Here is a 23,265-nt window from a genome sequence, read left to right as displayed (position 1 = left end):
CACCGCTCCCTCGTCAGACGAGCATGCCCATCGGGTTTTCGATGTAGCGCTTGAAGGCGCCGAGCAGTTCGGCCCCGAGCGCACCGTCAACGGCGCGGTGGTCGGTCGACAGCGTCACGGTCATGACGTTTGCCACCTTCATCTCGCCATTCTTCACCACGACGCGCTCCTCGCCAGCGCCGATCGCCAGGATCGTTGCATGCGGCGGGTTGACGACGGCGGCGAAGTTCTTGACGCCCATCATGCCCATGTTGGACACGGCGGTGGTGCCGCCCTGGTATTCTTCAGGCTTCAGCTTGCGTTCCTTGGCGCGCTTGCCGAGGTCCTTCATCTCGTTGGAGATGGCGGACAGGGTCTTCGTCTCGGCCTTACGGATGATCGGGGTGATCAGGCCACCGGGGATCGAGACGGCGACGCCGACATCGGCATGCTTGTGCTTGACCATATTGCTGTCGGTCCAGGAGACGTTGGCATCGGGCACATCGCGGAGCGCCAGCGCCAGAGCCTTGATCACCATGTCGTTGACCGAGAGCTTGTAGGTCGGCGCACTTTCCTTGCGAGGCGCGGCGTCGTTCAACTGGGCGCGCAGAGCCAGCAGCGCATCCAGTTCGCAATCCACGGACACGTAGAAATGCGGGATGGTCTGCTTCGATTCCTGCAGGCGCTTGGCAATCGTCTTGCGCATGCCGTCATGCGGCACGAGATCGTAGGAGCCCGCCTCGAACAGCTTGAGTACGGCTTCTTCGGATGCGCCCTTGGCAAGAGCCGGTGCCGGCGCTGCCGCAGTTGCGGGAGCCGCTGCCGGAGCCGGAGCCGATTTGGTGCCACTGGTGCTGACGGCCTTTTCGACGTCGCTCTTGACGACGCGGCCCTTCGGACCGGAACCCGAGACGGCGCTGAGATCAAGACCGGCTTCCTTGGCGAGGCGACGGGCCAGCGGGGACGCAAAGACGCGGTCGCCGGAGGACGCTGCTGCCGGAGCAGCGGTCTGCGCCGGGGCTGCGGCCGGAGCAGCAGCCGGGGCCGGAGCAGCTTCCGCCTTCGGTGCTGCCGGAGCAGAACCGCCGCCGGCAGCGGCGGCAGCCACGTCTTCGCCATCGGCGGCGAGGATGGCGATCAGGGCGTTGACCTTCACGGCTTCGGTGCCGGCTGGAACGACAATCTTCGCCACCGTGCCTTCATCGACCGCTTCGACTTCCATGGTCGCCTTGTCGGTTTCGATCTCGGCGATGACATCGCCTGATTTGACCTTGTCGCCTTCCTTGACCAGCCACTTGGCCAGATTCCCCTCTTCCATCGTCGGAGAGAGCGCCGGCATGGTGATGTTGATCGGCATGGACCTACCCTCCCCTTACTTGTAGCAGACGGTCTTCACCGCCTGGACCACTTCGCCGACATTCGGCAGAGCGAGCTTTTCGAGGTTTGCCGCGTAAGGCATCGGAACGTCCTTGCCGGCGATCGTGAGGATCGGCGCATCGAGATAATCGAAGGCCTGCTGCATGACGCGGGTGGCGATTTCCGTGCCGACGGACGACTGCGGATAGCCTTCCTCGACGGTGACCAGACGGCCGGTCTTCTTGACCGATTCGATGACTGTCGGCAGATCCATCGGACGGATGGTGCGCAGGTCGATCAGTTCGACGTCGATGCCTTCCTTCTCCAGTTCTGCAACAGCCTTGACCGAATAGGTCATGCCGATGCCCCAGGAGACGATCGTGACGTCCTTGCCGGTCTTGTGGATGCGTGCCTTGCCGATCGGCAGGACGAAATCGTCGAGCTTCGGAACCTCGAAGGACTGGCCGTAGAGGATCTCGTTTTCGAGGAAGATGATCGGGTTCGGATCGCGGATCGCGGCCTTGAGCAGACCCTTGGCGTCGGCGGCCGTATAGGGCATGACGACCTTGAGGCCCGGGATCTGGCTGTACCAGGCGGCGTAATCCTGGCTGTGCTGGGCGGCGACGCGGGCAGCAGCCCCGTTCGGGCCACGGAAGACGATCGGGGCACCCATCTGGCCGCCGGACATATAGAGCGTCTTGGCGGCCGAGTTGATGATCTGGTCGATCGCCTGCATGGCGAAGTTGAAGGTCATGAACTCGATGATCGGACGAAGCCCTGCCATGGCAGCACCGACGCCAACGCCGGCAAAGCCGTGTTCGGTGATCGGGGTGTCGACGACGCGGCGTGGGCCGAATTCGGCCAGCAAGCCCTGCGTGATCTTGTAGGCGCCCTGATACTCGGCGACTTCTTCACCCATGATGAAGACGTCAGGGTTGGCGCGCATTTCTTCGGCCATGGCTTCGCGCAGGGCTTCACGCACCGTCATCGTCACCATTTCAGTGCCGGCCGGAATATCCGGATCGGCAGCCACATCGACCTTCGGCGCTGCCGGGACGGTGTTGTCGGCCTTGGAGGACGGCTCTTCCGCGGCTTCGCGTGCCTTGCCGCCGGTGGCGTCAGCGGTCGCAGCCGGTGTGTCGGCATCCTTCTTCGGCGCGACGGCCGCATCGGCGCTTTCGCCATCCTGAAGCAATACGGCGATTGCCGTGTTCACCTTGACGTTTTCGGTACCGGCGGCAATCAGGATCTTGCCGAGCACGCCTTCGTCCACGGCTTCGACTTCCATCGTCGCCTTGTCGGTTTCGATTTCAGCGATCACATCGCCGGACTTAACGGTGTCACCTTCCTGCTTGACCCACTTGGAGAGGGTACCCTCTTCCATGGTCGGAGACAGGGCGGGCATGAGGATTTCGATCGGCATGGGTTCCCTCCCCGATTACAGCAGGATGTCGGTGTAGAGCTCGGATGCATCCGGCTCCGGATCGGCCTGGGCGAAATCGGCCGAGTCAGCGACGATGTCGCGAACATCCTTGTCGATTGCCTTCAGCTCGTCCTCGGTCGCCCAGCCCTTTTCGAACAGACGCGCACGCACCTGTTCGATCGGATCATGCTCGGAGCGCATCTTCTGCACTTCGTCCTTCGAACGATACTTGGCCGGGTCCGACATGGAGTGACCACGATAACGGTAGGTCTGCATCTCAAGGATAACCGGGCCCTTGCCGGCGCGGCAATGTTCAACCGCTTGGTCGGCTGCCGCCTTCACCGCGCGCACGTCCATGCCATCGACCTGGATGCCCGGGATATTGAAGGACACGCCGCGCTGGGAGAAATCGGTCTGGGCCGAAGCGCGCGAAACGGATGTGCCCATGGCATAACGATTGTTCTCGATGATGTAGATCACCGGCAGGTTCCACAGGCGAGCCATGTTGAAGCTCTCGTAAACCTGGCCCTGGTTGGCAGCACCGTCGCCGAAATAGGCGAGCGAGACATTGTCATTGCCGCGATACTTGTTGGCGAAGGCGAGACCCGTGCCGAGCGACACCTGGGCGCCGACGATGCCATGACCGCCGTAGAAATTCTTTTCCTTGGAGAACATGTGCATGGAGCCGCCCTTGCCCTTGGACAAGCCGCCCCGACGCCCGGTCAGTTCCGCCATGACACCGCGGGCACTCATGCCGCAGGCCAGCATGTGGCCGTGATCGCGATAGCCAGTGATGACCTGATCACCCTCCTTCAGCGCCATCTGCATGCCGACGACGACTGCTTCCTGACCGATGTAAAGGTGACAGAAACCGCCGATGAAGCCCATGCCGTAGAGCTGGCCGGCCTTCTCCTCGAAGCGACGGATCAGCAGCATCTCGCGATAGGATGCGAGCTCCTGCGCCTTGTCGAATTCGGCGACGATACCGGTGGCGAGTTCTTTTTTGGCAGGCTTGGCCGAAAGCTTCCGACCGGTCGCAGTCGCGGGTTTGCGCAGCGCCATTCATCCCTCCCGTGGGTTATGGTGGTCTATTGTTGAAGCTAGAATAGGGAAGAAAGTCGGCATCCGCAATGCCAGAAATGCATAGGTCATATTCATGCCAAGAATATGATTCCAAAGCAAAAATCAGAATTAACCAGATCTCGGTTTATCAGAAATAGGTGTTGAAGATGACGATTTCATCCGGACGCGACATGTTGAGCTGATAGCGCGCCTTTTCGTCGATGATATCTTCGTCCAGCGAGCCATCGCTTAGGAGGCTCACTTCCTTTTCGAGCTGTGTACGCTGCTTGACCAGCTTGTCGAGTTCAGCGCTTCGGGCCGCCTGCAGGCGATCGAATTGCTGACCGGCCTTCAGGCCGTAGTCGCCATGGATCGAATGATAGCCGAAATAGGAGAGGAACGCGATGGTAATGGCAGGAAGGGCAAAACGACCATATTTCTTCTTCTTGTGATGCCTGGTCCACATACCGACAACTGCCTTGAAACGCATGACTTTCCGTCAAACTAGCGACTATGTCTTAACCGATCGTTGACCGCGATTGCCGTGCATGAAAAAGCCCGCGTCGGAGGTCCGACGCGGGCTGATCTTTTGTCCGGTCCGTCGCGATCAGCCGCGCAGGATGGAGGTCCCTGCATAGACCGCCTGGGGCCCAAGCTCTTCCTCGATGCGGATAAGCTGGTTGTACTTCGCGGTGCGGTCGGAACGGGCGAGCGAGCCGGTCTTGATCTGACCGCAGTTGGTGGCAACCGCGAGATCGGCAATCGTCGAGTCTTCCGTTTCGCCCGAGCGGTGCGACATCACGGCCGTATACGCGGCGCGGTGTGCGGTCGAGACGGCATCAAGGGTTTCCGACAGAGAACCGATCTGGTTGACCTTGACGAGGATGGAGTTGGCCACACCCATCTTGATGCCGTCGCGCAGACGGGCGGAGTTGGTGACGAAGAGATCGTCACCAACCAGCTGGATCTTCTTGCCGATCTTGTCGGTCAGCGACTTCCAGCCGTCCCAGTCGTCTTCCGCCATGCCGTCTTCGATCGAGAAGATCGGGTACTTACCAGCAAGCTCGGCAAGGTATTCGGCCATGGCTTCCGGCTCAAGCGTGCGGCCTTCGCCTTCGAGAACGTATTTGCCGTCCTTGAAGAATTCGGTCGAGGCGCAATCGAGGGCGATATGCATGTCTTCGCCCGGACGGTAGCCAGCCTTCTCGATCGACTTCATGATGAAGTCGAGGGCGGCCGGAGCGGAAGCGAGACCCGGCGCAAAGCCACCTTCGTCGCCGACATTGGTGTTGTGGCCGTCGGCGGCGAGCTGCTTCTTCAGCGTGTGGAAGACTTCCGAGCCCATGCGAACGGCGTCGCGGATGGTTTCGGCGCCGACCGGCACGATCATGAATTCCTGGAAGTCGATCGGGTTGTCGGCATGAGCGCCGCCATTGATGATGTTCATCATCGGGACGGGCAGAACATGGGCGTTCGGACCGCCGACGTAACGGTAGAGCGGCAGGCCTGCCGACTGGGCCGCAGCCTTGGCGACAGCGAGCGAGACGCCGAGGATCGCGTTGGCGCCGAGGCGGGCTTTGTTCGGCGTGCCGTCCAGCTGGATCATCAGGTTATCGATCTGGATCTGGTTTTCCGCTTCGTGACCACCGATCGCATCGTAGATTTCACCGTTCACGGCTTCGACAGCCTTTTCGACACCCTTGCCGAGATAGCGCGAGCCGCCATCGCGCAGTTCGACGGCTTCATGCGCTCCTGTCGAGGCGCCCGAGGGAACAGCCGCGCGGCCAAAACTGCCGTCTTCGAGATAGACGTCGACCTCGACGGTCGGGTTGCCGCGGCTATCGAGAATCTCGCGGCCGATGATGTCGGTGATGGCGGTCATGTTCGCTCCCTGGTGACGGAAATTGGACAAGGCTCGAAAGGCGGTCACCGGGCATGAAGCCTCTGGACCCGCCTGTGAGTCATCCTCTCTTATCCGATGATCGGGAAAATACAATGACGGATCGGGCGCGTCGTAAAGGAAATCTAATCGATTTAAACAAGGGTCGCCGGCACTTCGTCGCGTTCAACCGATTGAAGCGCCGGCAAACCCGGTTAGACGGCCTTTGCGATGGTGTCGAAGGCTATCAGTTTTTCGAGCAAGGGGCGCATGTTGTCGATCTGGACCATGTTTGGACCGTCCGAGGGCGCATTGTCCGGGTCCTGATGAGTCTCGATGAAGAGGCCGCCAACACCGACAGCGACGGCTGCACGGGCGAGCGTCTCGACGAATTCGCGCTGACCGCCCGAGGAGCCACCCTGCCCGCCCGGCTGCTGCACCGAATGGGTGGCGTCAAAGACGACAGGCGCGCCCATGGCCGCCATGATCGGCAGCGAACGCATATCGGAGACGAGCGTGTTGTAACCGAAGGAGGCGCCCCGTTCGCAGAGAAGGACGTTCGGATTGCCGCTGGCGTTCAGCTTGTTCAGCACGTTTTTCATGTCCCAAGGGGCGAGGAACTGGCCCTTCTTGACATTGACCACGCGCCCAGTCCTGGCCGCGGCGACCAGAAGATCGGTCTGCCGGCAGAGGAAGGCCGGGATCTGCAACACGTCGACGGTCGGGGCGACGGCTGCGCACTGTTCCTCGGTATGGATGTCTGTCAGGACCGGAATGCCGTATTCCTTCTTGATATCGGCAAAGACCTCCATCGCCTTTTCCAGCCCGATGCCACGTTCGGCCGAGAGCGAAGTGCGGTTCGCCTTGTCGAAGGAGGACTTGTAGACCAGCCCGAGACCCAGTTCGCGGCAGAGTTTGACAAGGCGACCGGCAATCATGAAGGCGTGGTCGCGGCTTTCCATCTGGCAAGGGCCGGCGATGAGCGCGAAACGGCCCTTCTGCGAGAACACGGCCTTGCCCTGGCCTTCACCGACGATGACTTCCGAATTGGTAGAAACGGTCATTTCGACTCCTCAAAGGCGTAGGCGACGCCCTGCCCTGGCTGCGGCGCCACGATCAGTCGGGCGCCGATGGTTTGATATGCGATGCCATTAGCAGCGAGGCAACGTGCTGTCACGCCGAGATCACGGCTCCCGAGCACGACCGCAGCCCCCAGCATGCCGCGCTCCGCTTGCGGAGCCGCAAGCCCATAATGGGCAGACAACCCTTCAGGCGTGAGGACGTCCACCGTGGCATTGGCTGTTTTCATCGACAGGCCGAAAGAATGGGCGGTGATGTCGCGCTGATCGAGTACCGCTTCCAGAAGATACTGGAAGTCGCTGGGGTTGTGTTCAGAGAGCACGATGCGAGTGAGGCCGATTGCGGCATTGGCGTGGACCTGCAATGTCCCGCGATCTACGGGCAGAGGGTTTACGCGCTCACAGGAAAAGGCGAAGAAATCCGGCGACCTCAGATCTGCGGCGAAGGCCAGCTTGAACGCCGCTTCCGCCGCGCGCCCATCCGGGAAGCGGAACTGGCGCGAAAACCCCAACATCTCACCGCCGGACAGACCTTCTGCAACGAAACGGGCATGGTCCGCTCCGGCATCTGACGTTTTCACGACGATGGCCGACTGGCCTTCGCCGCGACGAAACTGATAGGCCAGATGGCGGGCGACGAACACGTTGCCGGTGCGAGCAGCCTCCAGGCAATCCTCACGGCTTCCGACGGCCAGCGGCTCCAGATAGGTGTCGTCAGCGAAAAAGACACAGGCATTCCGGGTGCCAAAAGGGTGCGTGGCATCTGCAGCCACGGTAAAGCCGAGTCGGGTCAGGCGCTCGCGGGCGGTGTCGAGATCGGCGACCGGCAGCACGAGATGATCAACGGCACGGGGAGATTGGGAGACATGGGACATGAATGACGCTCTCTTCTCACATGCAGTTAAGGCTGGTCAGACTGTTTTGTAAGGGCCTCGATCGACTGCCGGAGTGCGTCGATCTCGGCCCGCGTCTCACGCAGCTCCTTCAGCACCTGCTCGTCGATCTTGTGATGCAGCGCCAGAACCTCGATCTCCGCCTTGAGATTGATCTCGTAGTCCTTCGCCGCCATGAAACGGTCCCGTTCGGCCTGGCGGTTCTGGCTCATCATGATGATCGGTGCCTGTATGGCCGCTATCATCGAGAGGATGAGGTTCAGGAAGATGAAAGGATAGGCGTCAATAGGGCGAGTCGACAGAATCACCGTATTGAGGACAACCCAAGCGACCAAAAAGAGCATGAACCCGATGATGAAGCTCCAGGAGCCGCCGACGCGGGCAATCCCATCCGCCAGACGCTGACCGAAGCTCGAACCGGCCAGGAAATCCTCGCCGGCATTGGTCGAGACCGTGCGTCGCTCCCGCGCTTTCTTCAGAACCTTTTTCTCTGCCGACGAAAGTTCATCAACCTGCTTGCCGAGCAAGGTCTTTTCCAAATCTTTCAGCATGTTGAACGTCTCACTGGTTCTTCTCGGGGGATCGAAAGCGTAGCGCCCGTTGGAAGGCAAACACATGGACAACGCGCTTCATGGCTTTCTCACGACACGGACGAAGAGGGCTATCGCATTTTCGCGTGGGTTGTTCACGGAAATTTATCCACTTGCGGAACACAAATGGAACATATAGTGTCTGTTCTGGATTTGTTTCACCAATTGGGGCTCTACCTATGCTGACGCGCAAGCAACAGGAACTGCTTCTCTTCATTCACGAGCGGATGAAAGAGTCGGGCGTGCCGCCTTCGTTCGACGAGATGAAGGATGCGCTCGATCTCGCTTCGAAGTCGGGCATCCATCGCCTGATCACCGCCCTTGAGGAGCGAGGCTTCATCCGCCGCCTGCCCAACAGAGCGCGCGCGCTCGAAGTCATCAAGCTGCCGGAAGCCTATACACCGAGCCTGCAGCCACGCCGTGGCTTTGCACCGAGCGTCATCGAAGGCAGCCTGGGCAAAGCACCGCCGCCGCCCCCTGCCCGCACGCCGCCAGCAGAGCAGACCTCTTCAGTGAGCGTTCCGGTGATGGGTCGCATTGCAGCCGGTGTGCCGATCTCGGCGATCCAGAACAATACCCATGATATCACCGTGCCAGCCGAGATGATCGGCTCGGGCGAGCATTACGCGCTGGAGGTCAAGGGCGATTCGATGATCGATGCCGGCATCCTCGACGGCGATACGGTGATCATCCGCAATGCCTCGAATGCCAATCCCGGCGACATCATCGTGGCACTCGTCGACGACGAAGAAGCCACGCTCAAGCGCTTTCGCCGGCGTGGCGCCTCGATCGCACTTGAGGCCGCCAATCCGGCCTATGAAACGCGCATCTTCCCGCCGGACCGTGTCAAGATCCAGGGCAAACTGGTGGGCCTGATCCGCCGTTATCACTGAAAGTGGAGATGGCCGTCGCTTGACGGCTCCACGGCCTTCAGTTCGAGGGCTTGCGGCGGTGCGGGGATTTCTGTTTCGTGCTGGCTCTCCGTCACACCCGTTCGCCAGTCGTATAGTCGGTGCATGGTCCAGGGGCGAGGCTGTCCGGCGAAGGCGGCGGTGACATTGATCTGGTTCTCGCCGGGTTCTCCGAGTCGGAGTTCCATGGCGCCGGAGCTTCGCAGTGTCGTTTCGCTGATGAAACGCGCGCCCGAGCGGCAGCCTTTCATGCGGCTGCGGGCCGCAAGGATCACAATGTCGGCGAGGTCGCAGGCAAAACCTGCGAGATCGGCGCGATCAAGGGTCACCACCTTCCAGCTGCCGGATATCATGGTGGCACAGGCGCCACGGATACAGGTAAAGGCGTCAGACTTTGCTGCTCCTATCAGTTCCGTGAGAGTTTGCCGGGCCTGCTGGCTTGTCTGCTGATCCCAGCTCTTGCCGTTTTTCCAGTCTGCCGGTGGCGGCAAGACGGGCGATTTCAACTGGATTGGCGGCTGGTTGCGGGTGAGAGCGAGCGCCGGTTGCCATTGATCAAAGAGAAATGCCGGCGGTCGGCTTCGGTTTGTGGCGAGGACTGTCACCTCGCCCTCCCCCTTTCCCTTCGGCCAGAAGCCGACCAGACGGCCGTCTTCGCTGATGAAGAGATCCGCGGGCGTGTCAGGCGGGCGGACAGTTGCAGCGGCGAGTGTGATCGCCAGCAGCAGAGTGCCGGCGTGGCGCAGCCAGGTATGGAGCAGCGTCATGAGCAGGAGCGCGATCACGATCAGGATTGGAAACCAGTCAGGCTGTCGCGCGACAAGCACCCCGTCCCCCCAGCCGGCGACCGTATGGGCTACCACGAGGACCAGATCCAACCCCAGGCCCATGATCCAGAAGAACGGCGCATCAATGCCGAACGGCATGAGCAGCATGGCAATGAAGCCTGCCGGCATAACGACGACCGAGATTAGCGGCATGGCCGCAAGATTGGCTTCGAGACCATGGGTCGACAGGCGGTGAAAATGGGTAACGGCGAAGATCGCCGTCGAGAGCCCGCCGATCAGCGAGGTCGCTAACGTGCCCCCGATGAACTTGACGATGAAGCTGGCAAGTTTGGCAACAGGAGACTTCGGAGCGGGCCAGATCGAGCGTGGCCGGGCTCTCCAGCCGGAATAGCCGGCGATCAGTGCCGCCGTCGCGGCAAAGGACATCTGGAAACTCGGCCCCATCACCGCCGATGGCTGTGCAATGAGGATCAGGGTCGCTGCCACGGCGAGATTGCGTAGGCTGATCGCCGGCCGGTCGATGAGAACGGCCATCAGCATGACTGCTGTCATCAGGTAAGCCCGAAGCGCGGACACCTGATAGCCGGAAATGAGGACGTAAGCGGTCGCCGCAAGCAAGGCACCAGCGGCAGCGACTTTCTTGATCGGATAGCGTTGCGCCACCGTGGGCATCAGGCAGAGCAAGCCGCGCAACCCGACGAAGAAGATCCCGGCGGCGAGCGCCATATTCAGGCCGGATATCGCGGTGATGTGCGCCAGCCCCGACAATCGCAAGGCGTCTGTCGCTTCCTTCGACATCGACCGACGCTCGCCCGTGATGATCGAGGCGGCAAATGCCCCCGTATCGCCGGGCAAGACTGCGTGAATACGATCGGAAATCCGATCCCGCAGTGAGAATAGCGCCTGGTCGAGCCTCATCCAGAAGCCGCCGTCGGTGAGAGATGCGGCCACTGCCGGCTGAGGCGCACCTATGAAAAATCCGACCGCGCCGATGCCGGCAAAGTAGCTTTGAAAGGCGAAGTCGTTCAGGCCCGGCAAGGCAGGGCCCGATGGCGGAGAAAGCCGCGCCCGACCGGTCAAGGCGTCTCCGATCTTCAAGGGCTGGTGCCGGCTACGGGCCAGCAACGAAACCCGCTCCGGCGGACGCCTGAGGATCGGGTCCTCTGTCTGGAGAAGTCTGACGACGTAGCGCCACTCTCCGCTTGCTCCCGCCTCGCGGCGCTCCACCACGCCTGTTACCTTGGCCAGGACAGGACTGTCGAGGATGGTGGTGGAGGCGCGCCATGTTTCAGTCGCTGCGAGAGCCATGCCGGCGAGAACCAGTAAGCCGGCCACAGAGACAAAGCGACGCACGGTTCCTGCCAGGCTCATCACAACTGCCAGCAAGGCTATCGATGACAGGACGATGAGCACCGACGCTGCGGGCGGAACCGGCAGGCTGAACCAGAAGACGGCGCCGAGTCCGAGACAGACAGGTACGAAAAGGAACACATGCCCTTGCTCGATTTCGCGGGAGACAGCCTTTGCCGTCGCGCCTGGCAATCGGCTGATCTGGTCAACCGCTCGCGCGAGCGTTCCACCCGTCGGTCGGGTCGAGGGCGGCAAGGTTTGGCGGGCATGCCACAGGTCTGGCCACGCTTGACCAGAGGCAGGAATCGGTGACGCCTCCCCTTTCAGATCAAGCTTGCCTTCCAGCAGATCCACCACGTGGCCCAACCCCGCAGAGGCGGCGACAAACGCCGTCGAAGACGACAGTAATCCATTCGCGGGAGACAATCAAAGCGTGTGAATTCGCGACGCAGGAGCCGACCTGCTTGCATTGAATCGATTAGAACCGTTCGGTTCGATCGTCGCTGTTTTCGCAACGCACAATTTGCCCTTTGGATAGCTTGGCATTAACTTCCGTATCATATAGCTACATCAACACGCTTCACCGATGGCGGCTTTTTGGAGACGCCTTCCCGCCAATTCCGGAGGATTAGCATGACGGACAAAAGCGCTTCTTTGAAACTCGGGGACAAGACGGTCGAATTGAGCGTCAAGGGCGGCACGATCGGCCCTGACGTTGTCGACATCGCTGCCCTTTACAAGCACACCGGCGCCTTTACCTATGACCCGGGCTTCACCTCCACCGCGTCCTGCGAGTCCAAGATCACCTATATCGACGGCGACGAAGGCATTCTGCTGCATCGCGGCTATCCGATCGAACAACTCGCCGACAAGGGCGACTTCCTGGAAGTCTGCTACCTGCTGCTTTACGGCGAACTGCCGACGCCGGCACAGAAGAAGGACTTCGACTACCGCGTCACGCACCACACCATGGTGCACGAGCAAATGAGCAAGTTCTTCTCCGGCTACCGCCGCGACGCCCATCCGATGGCCGTCATGGTTGGTACGGTCGGCGCGCTCTCCGCTTTCTATCACGACTCCACCGACATCACGGATCCGCATCAGCGCATGGTCGCGTCGCTGCGGATGATCGCAAAGATGCCGACGATCGCTGCGATGGCCTACAAGTACCATGTCGGCCAGCCCTTCGTGTATCCGAAGAACGATCTCGATTACGCGTCGAACTTCCTGCGCATGTGCTTTGCCGTGCCGTGCGAAGAGTACAAGGTGAACCCGGTTCTGGCCCGCGCCATGGACCGCATCTTCATTCTGCATGCCGATCACGAGCAGAACGCCTCGACATCGACTGTCCGTCTTGCCGGCTCCTCGGGCGCCAACCCGTTCGCCTGCATCGCGGCTGGCATCGCCTGCCTCTGGGGCCCCGCCCATGGTGGTGCTAACGAAGCAGCGCTCAACATGCTGATGGAAATCGGCTCGGTCGACCGCATTCCCGAATACATCGCCAAGGCCAAGGACAAGAACGACCCGTTCCGCCTGATGGGCTTCGGTCACCGGGTCTACAAGAACTACGATCCGCGCGCCAAGATCATGCAGAAGACCATGTACGAGGTCCTCGAAGCGACCGGCCACGGCGACGACCCGCTCATGAAGGTGGCACTCGAGCTCGAAAAGATCGCGCTCAACGACCCCTACTTCATCGAGAAGAAGCTCTATCCGAATGTCGACTTCTATTCGGGTATCACGTTGCGCGCGCTCGGCTTCCCGACGACCATGTTCACCGTTCTTTTCGCGCTGGCCCGCACCGTCGGCTGGATCGCGCAGTGGAACGAAATGATCGAAGATCCGCAGCAGCGCATCGGCCGGCCGCGCCAGCTCTACACCGGCGCCCCGAAGCGCGACTACAAGCCGATCACCGATCGCTGATCGAAGAGCGTCTCCTGACACATCAAGGGCCGGCACACCGCCGGCCTTTTTTTGTGCGCGGTTTTAGGTGGACGCGGCCGGTCCATCGCGGAGGATCGCCTCCCTGCCTCCGCCAGAATGCCTGAAATCTCGCTCTTCGGGCATGTGCTCTTCATCACTTTGCCGTGCCATCGGGGGCGAAAGCGCTTCGCGCCTCTTTTCGGCCCGATACGCCTTCAATTCCATCGATCTTTGATTTAAGGAAGTCCACCCGCTTCGCCCGAGGCGAAGATCAGTCAAGAGGTTCATGCGTCCCGATGCTCGTCATTTTGAGAAAAGTTTCCCAAACCCTGTTCGCCAAGATCCTGCTGCTGCTTCTGGTGGCGTCGTTCGGCGTGTGGGGCGTTTCGGCTTCGCTGTTCACCAGCAATTCCGATACGGTGGTGGCCGTGGGCGATCAGACGGTCTCGACGCAGGACTTCGCGTTCGCCTATCAGCGTCAGGTGGCCGATCTCAGCAGGCGCTTCGGGACCCAGCTGACCACCGAGCAGGCCAAAGCCTTCGGGGTCGAATCCCAGGTATTCTCCCAGCTCGCGGCAGGGGCTGCTCTCGACCAGCTCGCCGTTGACATGAATCTCGGCCTTTCGCAGGATCGTCTGGCGCAGTTGATTGCCGATGACCCGGCGTTCAAGAACTCGGCCGGCAATTTCGACCGGGCACTGTTTACGTCTCGTTTGCGCAATTCGGGGCTGCGCGAGAACGACTACATCAACGAACGTTCAAAGGTCGCCATCCGCAGCCAGATCGTCGATGCGACGGCTGACGGTTTCGTCGCGCCGAAGGTGCTGGTCGATGCGATCAAGGACTATCGCTACGAAAACCGCGACATCAATTACCTGCTGCTGACCAATGCCAATATCGATCCGATCAAGGCGCCAGACGATGCAACGCTGCAGGCCTGGTTCGATACGACGAAGTCGCGTTACCGGGCGCCTGAGTTCCGCAGCTTCACCTATGTGAAACTGGAACCGGCCGATATCGCGGACAAGTCTGCCGTCACCGAAGACCAGATCAAGGCCGATTACGAGCGTCGCAAGGCGACTTACGAGATCGCCGGCACGCGCACTATCGAGCAGCTTTCGTTCGAAACCCGCGAGCTGGCTGACGCTGCCGCTGCGGAACTCGCCAAGGGGACGAGTTTCGATCAGCTGGTGACCGACCAGGGCAAGACTGCGAGCGATGTTCTGCTCGGCGACTTCTCCAAGGACCGGCTCCCGGATGTCACACTGGCGGATGCGGCCTTTGCAGTTACGGCTGAGGGCGGCACGACGCCGGTGGTCGAAGGCGCGCTTGGCCCGGTCATTCTGCGCATCACCAACATCAAGGAAGGCCGCACCCGGAGCCTGGACGAAGTCCGGGAAGAGATTAGGGAGGCGCTTGCCGAATCGGCCGCCGTCGCCGACATCACGACCGTTCACGACCAGTTCGAAGATCTGCGCGCCGGCGGCTCGTCGCTCAAGGAAGCCGCCGACCAGCTGAAGCTGAAGAGTGCGATGGTGACCGATATCGACCGCCGCGGGCTCGACATGCGCGAAACCGAAGTGGCGGGCATTCCGGAGCGTGACGCGCTGCTGGCCGAGGTTTTCCGCACCGACATCGGCGTCGAAGCGCTTCCCGTCAATCTCGGCAATAACGGTTACATCTGGTTCGACGTGACGGACATCAAGGCGGAACGCGATCGTGAACTGGCGGAAGTGCGTGAAAAGGCTGTTGCTGACTGGACGGCAGAGCAGCAGCGGATTGCATTGGGCGCCAAGGCTGAGAGCCTGCGCAAGCGCGTCGCTGATGGCGGCAAGCTGGAAGACATCGCAAGCGAACTCGGCCTTGCCGTCGAAAGCAAGGCCGGCATCAGCCGCCGTATGGAAGATGCAGTCCTTGGTGCCGCAGCCATAACCGCCGCCTTTAGCGGTCCCGAAGGAACGGTCACGACCGCATCGGGCGGCGACCCGGCAACCCAGATCCTGCTGAGCGTTACCGCAGTCCGCGATCAGGCAGCCGGCGGCGTACTGAGCAACGAGGACGAGCAGATCGTCTCGATGGCCAATGCGGCCGGCGACGACATCCTCGACCAGATGGTCAGCCAGTTGCAGGCGCAATACGGCGTGACGTTCAATCAGGCGCTGGCCCAGCAGGCCATCGTTCGCTAACGCCGACGTCAGGGGGAGCACGTCCATGTCCGGGTTGAAACCCTTCATCGCGAAGATCGCGAGCCGCCAGCCTCTGACCCGTCAGGAGGCCAGCGATGCGTTCGAGATCCTGATGTCCGGCGAAGCCAGCATGGCACAGGTTGGCGGCTTCCTGATGGGCCTGCGCGTGCGTGGCGAAACCGTCGACGAAATCGCCGGAGCCGTTTCGATCATGCGCCAGAAGATGGTCGTGGTCGACGCGCCCGAGGATGCCATCGACATTGTCGGGACCGGCGGCGACGGAACCAATACCTATAACATCTCGACGCTTGCCGCGATCATCGTGGCCGGTGCCGGGGTGCCGGTTGCCAAGCACGGCAACCGGGCGCTGAGCTCCAAATCCGGTACGGCCGATGCGCTGTCCCAGCTCGGGGTGAAGCTCGATATCGATCCCCAGACCATTTCCCGCTGCATACGCGAGGCCGGGATCGGCTTCATGTTCGCTCAGTTGCACCATCCGGCCATGCGCCATGTCGGTTCGGCACGTGTCGAACTTGGTGCCCGGACGATCTTCAACATTGTTGGCCCGCTTTCGAGCCCTGCGCGCGTCAAGAAACAGCTCTTCGGGGTCTATTCGCCCGAATGGCTGGTGCCGGGCGCGGAGGCTCTTCGCGATCTCGGTCTGACAAGCGCCTGGGTCGTGCACGGGAACGGCCTTGATGAGCTGACGAATACGGGGCCGTCCCTGGTCGCTGCGCTGAAAGATGGTGAGATCTCGACCTTCGAACTGACGCCGTCGGATTTCGGCGTCGAAACTGTAACGCTTGATGCCATTCGCGGCGGAGATGGCGCCGTGAATGCTGCGGCTCTCCGCGACGTGCTCGGCGGCGCGAAGACGGCCTATCGGGATGTGGCGCTCTGCAATGCCGCAGCCTCTTTGATCGTTGCCGGCAAGGCGAAGGATGTGACCGAAGGCATGCACCTCGCCAGCCAGTCGCTGGACAGCGGCAGTGCTGCCCGGGCGCTGGAGAAGCTGATCGCCATTTCCAATTCCGCCACTCAGGACTAAGCTTGCCATCATGACCGACATCCTGAAGCGCATCGAAACCTACAAGCGGGAAGAAATTGCAGCAGCCAAGGCCGCCGTCTCGTTGTCTGAACTCAAGGACCGCATCGCCGCCGAGGAGGCGCCGCGCGGTTTTCATCGTTCCCTGATCGAGGCGCGGGACGAAGGCCGCTTCGGGCTGATCGCCGAGATCAAGAAGGCGAGCCCCTCCAAGGGTCTCATCCGTCCCGATTTCGATCCGCCGGCACTTGCGGCCGCCTATGAAGCCGGAGGTGCTGCCTGCCTCTCCGTGCTGACGGACACGCCGAGCTTCCAAGGCGCGCCAGACTTCCTGACGGCGGCCCGCAAGGCCTGTTCGCTTCCGGCCTTGCGCAAGGACTTCATGTTCGACGCCTATCAGGTCTATGAGGCGCGCGCCTGGGGTGGTGATTGCATCCTGTTGATCATGGCCTCGCTGTCTGACGGAGAAGCCGCCGATCTGGAAGCTGTCGCATTCGAACTGGGCATGGATGTGCTGATCGAGGTGCATGACGCGGAGGAGATGGAGCGGGCTCTGAAACTCAAGTCACCGCTTGTCGGCATCAATAACCGCAATTTGCGCACCTTCGAGGTCAGCCTCAGCGTCAGCGAGGAATTGGCGGCCATGGTGCCTGCGGACAGGCTGCTTGTCGGCGAAAGCGGCATTTTCACCTTCGAAGACTGCCAGCGGCTTGAGACATCCGGGATCACGACCTTCCTCGTGGGCGAAAGCCTCATGCGCCAGGACGATGTCTCGGCTGCAACCCGCATGCTGTTGACCGGCAAGTCCGGCGCGCTGGCGGCGGAATGACCGCCGCATCCCCAGGCCTCACGCATATCGGCGCCTCCGGCGAGGCGCATATGGTCGATGTCTCGGGCAAGGACGACACGGTGCGGGTGGCCGTCGCCGAAGGCTTCGTGAAGATGAAGCCGGAGACGCTGACGACGATCCTTGAGGGTAACGCCAAGAAGGGCGACGTGATCGGGACAGCGCGGATCGCCGGGATCATGGCGGCAAAGCAGACGGCCAGCCTCATTCCACTCTGCCATCCGCTGATGCTGTCGAAGGTTACCGTCGACATCACCGAAGATCCAGAACTTCCCGGTCTTCGTGTCGAGGCGACCGTCAAGCTCACCGGCAGGACAGGCGTCGAGATGGAGGCACTGACTGCCGTCTCTGTCACCTGTCTCACCATCTACGACATGGCGAAAGCCGTCGACAAGACGATGGAAATCGGCGGCATCCGCGTGTTGGAAAAAAGCGGCGGCAAGTCCGGTGACTTCCGCCATCCGGAGCGGGGCTGATGTCGCTTCTGCCGGTTGAAGATGCACTGGCGCGGCTTCTCGGCGGAGCGCTTCCGATTGCCGAGGCGGAAGAGGTGCTGCTCCACGATGCGAACGGGCGGGTTCTCGCCGCTGACCTCGCTGCGCGGCTGACCCAGCCACCTTTCAACGCCTCGGCGATGGATGGCTATGCGCTTCGCGCAGAGGACGCCGCAGAGGTTGGAGCGGTACTGACGGTGATCGGCGAGTCGGCAGCCGGGCATGCCTTTGCGGGAAACGTCGGCATGGGCGAGGCGGTACGTATCTTCACCGGCGCGCCCGTGCCGGAGGGTTCAGACAGCGTCCTCCTGCAGGAAGACGCCGAGAAGCTTGACGATGTGCGTATCCGGACCACCTTCCCTGTCACGCATGGTCGCCACATTCGCCCGAGAGGACAGGACTTCGCCGAAGGCGATGTTTCACTTTCCGCTGGCACCCGTCTCGACTTCAGCCATCTGACACTGGCTGCGGCGATGAACCATAGTCGCCTCACCGTCTTCCGCCGTCCGCGCATCGCGATCCTCGCCACCGGCGACGAACTGGTTTCACCGGGTACTGTGCCAGGCCCGAGCCAGATCATCGGTTCCAACACCTTCGGGATTGCCGCACTCGCAAGAGACAACGGCGCTGATGTCATCGATCTCGGCATCGTGCCCGATGACCGCCCGACGCTGCTTTCAACTGTCGAAGGCGCGCGGGGCAGCGGTGCGGACGTTTTGGTGACGTTAGGGGGCGCATCCGTCGGCGACCACGATCTCGTTCAGTCGACGTTGATCTCCGCCGGCATGGAACTCGATTTCTGGCGGATTGCCATGCGACCGGGAAAGCCGCTGATGGTCGGCAAACTTGGCGACATGCAGGTGCTGGGACTTCCCGGGAACCCGATCTCCAGCCTCGTATGCGGGCTGCTCTTCCTGGAGCCGCTGCTGTGCCGTCTCGGTCATCGCTCGCCGCCTGATCGCATGCGGCAGGCGCGACTGACGGCGGGGTTGGCCGCCAATGACAAGCGGCAGGATTATGTTCGCGCCAGCCTGACCTTTGGGACTGACGGAGCGCTCCAGGTCACGAGCTTCGGCAAACAGGATTCGTCAATGATGCGGATCTTTTCTCAGTCCGACTGCCTGATCGTTCGGCCTCCAAACGCTCCTGAAGTCGATGCCGGAGACCTCGTGCCGGTCATGCTGCTGCGGCCTTGATCTGGCCATCGCTCCGACCTTCACAAACCCACCAGCAGAGACCAAACGAAAAGACCCGGCACATGGCCGGGTCCTTGTTTCGATCGTCAGGCTGATCTCTCACACCAGACGCGTCTGCTCCAGGGCTGCCCCGATGAAGCTTGCAAACAGCGGGTGCGGATCGAGCGGGCGCGACTTCAGTTCCGGATGGTACTGAACGCCGATGAACCACGGATGGTCGGGGTATTCGACCGTTTCCGGCAGCAGACCGTCGGGCGACATGCCCGAGAAGACCAGACCGCAGGATTCGAGGCGATCCTTGTAGTCGACGTTTACTTCGTAGCGGTGACGGTGACGCTCAGAGATGTCTGTGGAGCCGTAAATCTCGGAGATCTTCGTGCCCTTCTTGAGGGCCGCCTTGTACGCGCCAAGACGCATGGTGCCGCCGAGATCGCCGACCGCCGAACGCTTTTCGAGTTCGTTGCCCTTCATCCACTCAGTCATCAGGCCAACGACGGGTTCTTCGGTCTTACCGAATTCGGTCGAGGAAGCCTTGTCGATGCCGGCAAGATGACGCGCCGCTTCGACGACCGCCATCTGCATGCCGAAGCAGATGCCGAAGTAAGGCACCTTGCGTTCGCGGGCGAACTGGGCCGCCAGGATCTTGCCCTCGGAGCCACGCTCGCCGAAACCGCCGGGGACGAGGATACCGTTGACCTTTTCAAGCCACGGGGCCGGATCTTCCTTTTCGAAGATTTCCGACTCGATCCATTCGAGCTTGACCTTCACGCGGTTGGCGATGCCACCGTGGTAAAGGGCTTCGATGAGCGACTTGTAGGCATCCTTGAGGCCGGTGTACTTGCCGACGATCGCGATCGTGACTTCGCCTTCCGGCGTATGGATGCGGTTGCAGACCTCTTCCCAGGCGTCGAGACGCGGCTTGGGGGCCGGTTCGATACCGAAGGCGGCCAGAACCTCGTTGTCGAGGCCTTCCTTGTGATAGGCCATCGGCACGTCATAGATGTTGGCAACGTCGAGCGCCTGGATCACGGCGCTTTCGCGCACGTTGCAGAACAGGGAGAGCTTGCGGCGCTCGGCCTGCGGGATCTCACGATCCGCGCGGACGAGCAGAATGTCGGGATGAATACCGAGCGCCTGCAGTTCCTTGACGGAATGCTGCGTCGGCTTGGTCTTCAGTTCGCCGGCTGCCGGGATGTAAGGCATCAGGGTCAGGTGGACATAGACGGCGGTGCCGCGCGGCAGGTCGTTACCGAGCTGACGGATCGCTTCCATGAAGGGCATGGCTTCGATGTCGCCGACGGTGCCGCCGATCTCGCAGATGACGAAATCGTACTCGTCATTGCCCTCGATGACGAAATCCTTGATCTCGTTCGTGACGTGCGGAATGACCTGGACGGTTGCGCCGAGATAGTCGCCGCGGCGTTCCTTGTCGATGATGTTCTTGTAAATGCGGCCGGTGGTGATGTTGTCGGTCTTGGTGGCCGAGCGCCCGGTAAAACGCTCATAGTGGCCGAGGTCGAGGTCGGTTTCGGCACCGTCATCGGTGACGAAGACTTCGCCGTGCTGAGTCGGGCTCATGGTGCCCGGGTCAACGTTGAGATAGGGGTCCAGCTTGCGCAGACGCACGCGGTAACCCCGTGCCTGCAACAATGCTCCGAGTGCCGCGGCCGCAATTCCTTTACCGAGAGAGGAAACCACGCCGCCAGTGATGAATACATATCGCGCCATGGGCTTCACCGGATACCGTTTCAGATTCGATTCCGCCAGCCCAAAATGGCGTCACGCACAATTTTCATGGGCGGCGGCGGAATGCAGACAAAAGAAAACCGGCGGACCCTGGAGCCCGCCGGAGCGATGAGATGCGGTCCGATCAGTTGTTCGGAACAGCGTTCGGATCTGCAGGGGCCGGTGCCGGCGCAGCAGGCGTCGTCGTCGCCGGAGCCTGGGTCGCAGGTGCAGCAGCACCCGGAAGCTGGTCGAGAACGCTGCCACCGCCCTGGGTCGTACCATTGGCGGCCGGGATCCGATCAAGGATATCGGTCGGCTTTGATTCGTAGCGGGCGAGGATGCCGAGTGCCAGCGAGATGGCAAAGAAGAGGGTTGCCAGGATCGCCGTCGTGCGGGTCAGGGCATTGGCCGTGCCGCGAGCCGACATGAAGCCGGAACCGCCACCGATACCGAGACCGCCGCCTTCCGAGCGCTGGATGAGGACGACGCCGATCAGGGCGACGACGACCATGAGGTAGATAACGAGCAATACGGTCTGCATGGAATGTCCATCCTGCCCGAGACGGGCAAAATCAATGAGGTTGGCGGGTCTTTACATGAGAGAAGCGGGCTTTGAAAGCCCCTTCCACGCTTTTCAACCTTTCGGCCTCAGGCGGTGAGTTCCTCATAGACACGGTATATGGCGAGGAAGTCCGATGCCTTCAAGCTCGCACCGCCGATGAGGGCACCATCGACATTCTCGACAGCCATCAGTTCGCGCGCGTTGGAAGGCTTCACGGAGCCACCATACAGCAGGCGCATCGCCTTGCCCTCGGTACCAAAGCGCTTCACCAACTCGCCCCGCATGAAAGCATGGGCTTCGGCCACATCGGCCGTTGTCGGGGTCAGGCCCGTTCCAATTGCCCAAACGGGTTCATAGGCGATGACCGTACGCTCGGCCTTCGCGCCATCCGGAACCGAGCCGGCCAACTGGCGCTTCAGGATATCCAGCGTCTGGCCGGACTTGCGCTCGTCCGCCGTCTCGCCAATGCAGATGACAGCCGTCAGATCTGCAGCATAGGCAGCTTCCGCCTTGGCGCGCACCAAATGGTCAGTCTCCGCGTGATCGGTCCGGCGCTCTGAATGGCCGACGATCACATGGGTGCCGAAGCAGTCGGCGATCATTTCAGCCGAGATGTCGCCGGTATGAGCGCCAGACGCGTTCTGATGGCAGTCCTGGGCACCGATCTGCAGCGGACTGTCGGTGCAAAGCGCGGTCGCGACATAGAGAAGCGTGGCGGGCGGGCAGATCAGGGTTTCAACCTTTTCGGCCAGCGGCCCCTGCACGCCTTCTGCGATCGCCTTGATCTGGTCGAGCGACGCCCGCGTTCCGTTCATTTTCCAATTGCCCGCGACGAGCGGACGAACATCCGGTGTCATGTGTTTTCAAGCCCCTGCGTTTCATCGGGGACTAGCAAATCTGAGGATGAAAGGAAAGATTGCACCGCAAAATAGGCCGCATTAACGGGCGACATGGTGAAAATGTGAACCTCACTTGCCGGAGTCTTCAGCAGAACGCGGGCTAGCTGACCGCCGAAATGCCGTGCTGTCCCGCTATTGCAGGAGCCAGTTGAGGATGGTGCGCCAGTCCGACATGCGCACCGGTGTCCCGTGCGAGCCCGTTTCATACAGCGTAAAGCGCACAGGCTCGCCGGCCTTGCGCAATGTCCGGTAAATCGCAATCTGGTCATTGGCGGCGTAGACGCTGTCTCTGCTGCCATGGGTGAACCAGATCGGCAGTTTCGCCTTGGCGGCAACCGATTTCGGCAATTCCGGATCGGGCGCGCCACCGAGGATCGCCATGCCGGAGAGATGGCTGACGGCCTTCGCATCGCGCGAAATGCCCCAGCATATGAAGCTTCCCATGGAGGCACAGGCGAGCACGACCGGTCGGCCGCCCGACTGAGTGGAGGCATGCTCGATCAGGCCTGCTATCTCGGCGACCCCGGTCTCGTCGAAGCTTTGGACAGAGGGTGCGTAATAGGTCCCGCCATTGTTGGCGGCGAGGTTCTTCAGGCGATTGAAATTGCCGCCGAAGGTGATGTCGTTCATTCCAAGCCGGCGATCCCCTCCCCGGCCGTGAATAAAGATTACGGTGAAGGCCTGACCGCTGTCTTTGCCAACCCGCGCCAAGTCGAGCGGCCCCGCTGCAAGCGGCAGCGTCTGGTTCTCCTGCACTCGTCGAACCTTGAGCGACACGTAGACATCCTTTACGCGCCGTTCAGGAATACTGTCGCGACCGTTGATGTCGCGCATCTCGTCATAATCGATGCGGGTAAAATCTCCGCCATCGGCGGTTTCAAGAACAGTCTGGGCGGAGAAAAGATCATCCTTGTAAGGCGCCAGAGCTTCGGCATGGACGTTTGCCATAAACAGAAACGGAAAGAGAACGCAGGAAATCGCCGCAGTGCGGAAATGAGCTGTGGACATCTGCATGGAAGATGGGTTTCCTCTCGGCTCACGCTTGCCTTCGCGAAATGCGCCACGCAAAGCTGGC

At 61.4% G+C, this 23,265-nt stretch carries 20 protein-coding genes; 7 read left to right on the top strand and 13 right to left on the bottom strand.

The genetic code is table 11. From position 1 onward, the window contains the following. Nucleotides 1-13: 13 nt before the first annotated feature. The 8 genes from ASE36_RS19035 to ASE36_RS19000 all read right to left on the bottom strand — a co-directional run bounded on the left by ASE36_RS19035 (nt 14) and on the right by ASE36_RS19000 (nt 8,222). Entirely contained in the window at nt 14-1,336 is a 1,323-nt protein-coding gene (locus tag ASE36_RS19035; protein ID WP_062283677.1) for a pyruvate dehydrogenase complex dihydrolipoamide acetyltransferase, read from the bottom strand. A 15-nt stretch (nt 1,337-1,351) separates the two neighbouring features. Further along, nucleotides 1,352-2,758 (bottom strand): pyruvate dehydrogenase complex E1 component subunit beta, encoded by a 1,407-nt coding sequence (locus tag ASE36_RS19030; protein ID WP_062283675.1) that lies wholly within the window; start codon nt 2,756-2,758, stop codon nt 1,352-1,354. A 15-nt stretch (nt 2,759-2,773) separates the two neighbouring features. Further along, nucleotides 2,774-3,820, bottom strand: coding sequence for a pyruvate dehydrogenase (acetyl-transferring) E1 component subunit alpha (pdhA, locus tag ASE36_RS19025; RefSeq protein WP_062283672.1), 1,047 nt, complete (start codon nt 3,818-3,820; stop codon nt 2,774-2,776). A 148-nt stretch (nt 3,821-3,968) separates the two neighbouring features. Further along, nucleotides 3,969-4,286 (bottom strand): FtsB family cell division protein, encoded by a 318-nt coding sequence (locus tag ASE36_RS19020; protein ID WP_062283918.1) that lies wholly within the window; start codon nt 4,284-4,286, stop codon nt 3,969-3,971. Between the two features lie 141 nt (nt 4,287-4,427). Then, nucleotides 4,428-5,702, bottom strand: a complete 1,275-nt coding sequence (gene eno / locus ASE36_RS19015) for a phosphopyruvate hydratase (protein WP_062283669.1) — start codon at nt 5,700-5,702, stop codon at nt 4,428-4,430. A gap of 212 nt (nt 5,703-5,914) precedes the next feature. Continuing rightward, nucleotides 5,915-6,763 carry a 3-deoxy-8-phosphooctulonate synthase gene (gene kdsA, locus ASE36_RS19010; RefSeq protein ID WP_062283666.1) on the bottom strand — a complete coding sequence of 283 codons (849 nt, stop codon included), beginning with the start codon at nt 6,761-6,763 and terminating at the stop codon, nt 5,915-5,917. Next, nucleotides 6,760-7,653 (bottom strand): VOC family protein, encoded by an 894-nt coding sequence (locus tag ASE36_RS19005; RefSeq protein ID WP_062283663.1) that lies wholly within the window; start codon nt 7,651-7,653, stop codon nt 6,760-6,762. The genes kdsA and ASE36_RS19005 overlap by 4 nt, the downstream gene beginning before the upstream one ends. Nucleotides 7,654-7,679: 26 nt before the next feature. Continuing rightward, nucleotides 7,680-8,222: a DUF1003 domain-containing protein gene (locus ASE36_RS19000; protein WP_062283659.1), complete on the bottom strand. Its 543-nt coding sequence runs from the start codon at nt 8,220-8,222 to the stop codon at nt 7,680-7,682. A gap of 218 nt (nt 8,223-8,440) precedes the next feature. Between ASE36_RS19000 and lexA the strand changes: the two genes are divergently transcribed. Next, nucleotides 8,441-9,154, top strand: a complete 714-nt coding sequence (gene lexA / locus ASE36_RS18995; RefSeq protein WP_062283656.1) for a transcriptional repressor LexA — start codon at nt 8,441-8,443, stop codon at nt 9,152-9,154. On the opposite strand, the gene ASE36_RS18990 is transcribed toward lexA, so the two are convergent. Next, entirely contained in the window at nt 9,148-11,451 is a 2,304-nt protein-coding gene (locus ASE36_RS18990; RefSeq protein WP_244474801.1) for a ComEC/Rec2 family competence protein, read from the bottom strand. The two genes, lexA and ASE36_RS18990, sit on opposite strands and share 7 nt — an antisense overlap. A gap of 492 nt (nt 11,452-11,943) precedes the next feature. On the opposite strand from ASE36_RS18990, the gene gltA reads away from it, so the two are divergent. The 6 genes from gltA to glp all read left to right on the top strand — a co-directional run bounded on the left by gltA (nt 11,944) and on the right by glp (nt 19,001). Further along, entirely contained in the window at nt 11,944-13,233 is a 1,290-nt protein-coding gene (gene gltA / locus ASE36_RS18985) for a citrate synthase (protein ID WP_062283650.1), read from the top strand. Between the two features lie 296 nt (nt 13,234-13,529). Next, nucleotides 13,530-15,419: a peptidylprolyl isomerase gene (locus ASE36_RS18980; RefSeq protein ID WP_062283648.1), complete on the top strand. Its 1,890-nt coding sequence runs from the start codon at nt 13,530-13,532 to the stop codon at nt 15,417-15,419. Nucleotides 15,420-15,444: 25 nt separating this feature from the next. Further along, nucleotides 15,445-16,467 (top strand): anthranilate phosphoribosyltransferase, encoded by a 1,023-nt coding sequence (gene trpD / locus ASE36_RS18975; RefSeq protein ID WP_062283644.1) that lies wholly within the window; start codon nt 15,445-15,447, stop codon nt 16,465-16,467. 10 nt (nt 16,468-16,477) lie between these two features. Then, nucleotides 16,478-17,293: an indole-3-glycerol phosphate synthase TrpC gene (gene trpC / locus ASE36_RS18970; RefSeq protein ID WP_062283641.1), complete on the top strand. Its 816-nt coding sequence runs from the start codon at nt 16,478-16,480 to the stop codon at nt 17,291-17,293. Further along, the gene (gene moaC / locus ASE36_RS18965; RefSeq protein WP_062283639.1) at nt 17,290-17,787 is read left to right on the top strand and encodes a cyclic pyranopterin monophosphate synthase MoaC; all 498 of its coding nucleotides are present in this window, start codon (nt 17,290-17,292) and stop codon (nt 17,785-17,787) included. The genes trpC and moaC overlap by 4 nt, the downstream gene beginning before the upstream one ends. Further along, nucleotides 17,787-19,001, top strand: a complete 1,215-nt coding sequence (gene glp, locus ASE36_RS18960; protein WP_062283637.1) for a gephyrin-like molybdotransferase Glp — start codon at nt 17,787-17,789, stop codon at nt 18,999-19,001. Before moaC ends, glp begins: the two co-directional genes overlap by 1 nt. Nucleotides 19,002-19,100: 99 nt before the next feature. Here glp and ASE36_RS18955 read toward each other — a convergent pair whose 3' ends face one another. The 4 genes from ASE36_RS18955 to ASE36_RS18940 form a co-directional block, all read right to left on the bottom strand. Beyond that, complete coding sequence (locus ASE36_RS18955) at nt 19,101-20,738, bottom strand: CTP synthase (RefSeq protein WP_082511222.1); 1,638 nt, start codon at nt 20,736-20,738, stop codon at nt 19,101-19,103. A 133-nt stretch (nt 20,739-20,871) separates the two neighbouring features. Further along, on the bottom strand, nt 20,872-21,270 hold the full coding sequence (gene secG / locus ASE36_RS18950; protein WP_062283633.1) for a preprotein translocase subunit SecG: 399 nt from the start codon (nt 21,268-21,270) through the stop codon (nt 20,872-20,874). 107 nt (nt 21,271-21,377) lie between these two features. Continuing rightward, nucleotides 21,378-22,148, bottom strand: coding sequence for a triose-phosphate isomerase (gene tpiA, locus ASE36_RS18945; protein WP_062283631.1), 771 nt, complete (start codon nt 22,146-22,148; stop codon nt 21,378-21,380). 174 nt (nt 22,149-22,322) lie between these two features. Further along, entirely contained in the window at nt 22,323-23,204 is an 882-nt protein-coding gene (locus tag ASE36_RS18940) for a dienelactone hydrolase family protein (protein ID WP_062283629.1), read from the bottom strand. Nucleotides 23,205-23,265 lie beyond the last annotated feature (61 nt).

Source organism: Rhizobium sp. Root274 (assembly GCF_001429245.1).
Lineage (GTDB): Bacteria > Pseudomonadota > Alphaproteobacteria > Rhizobiales > Rhizobiaceae > Allorhizobium.
Note: the sequence above shows the minus strand (reverse complement) of the source record. Positions and strands in the feature narration are given on the sequence as shown.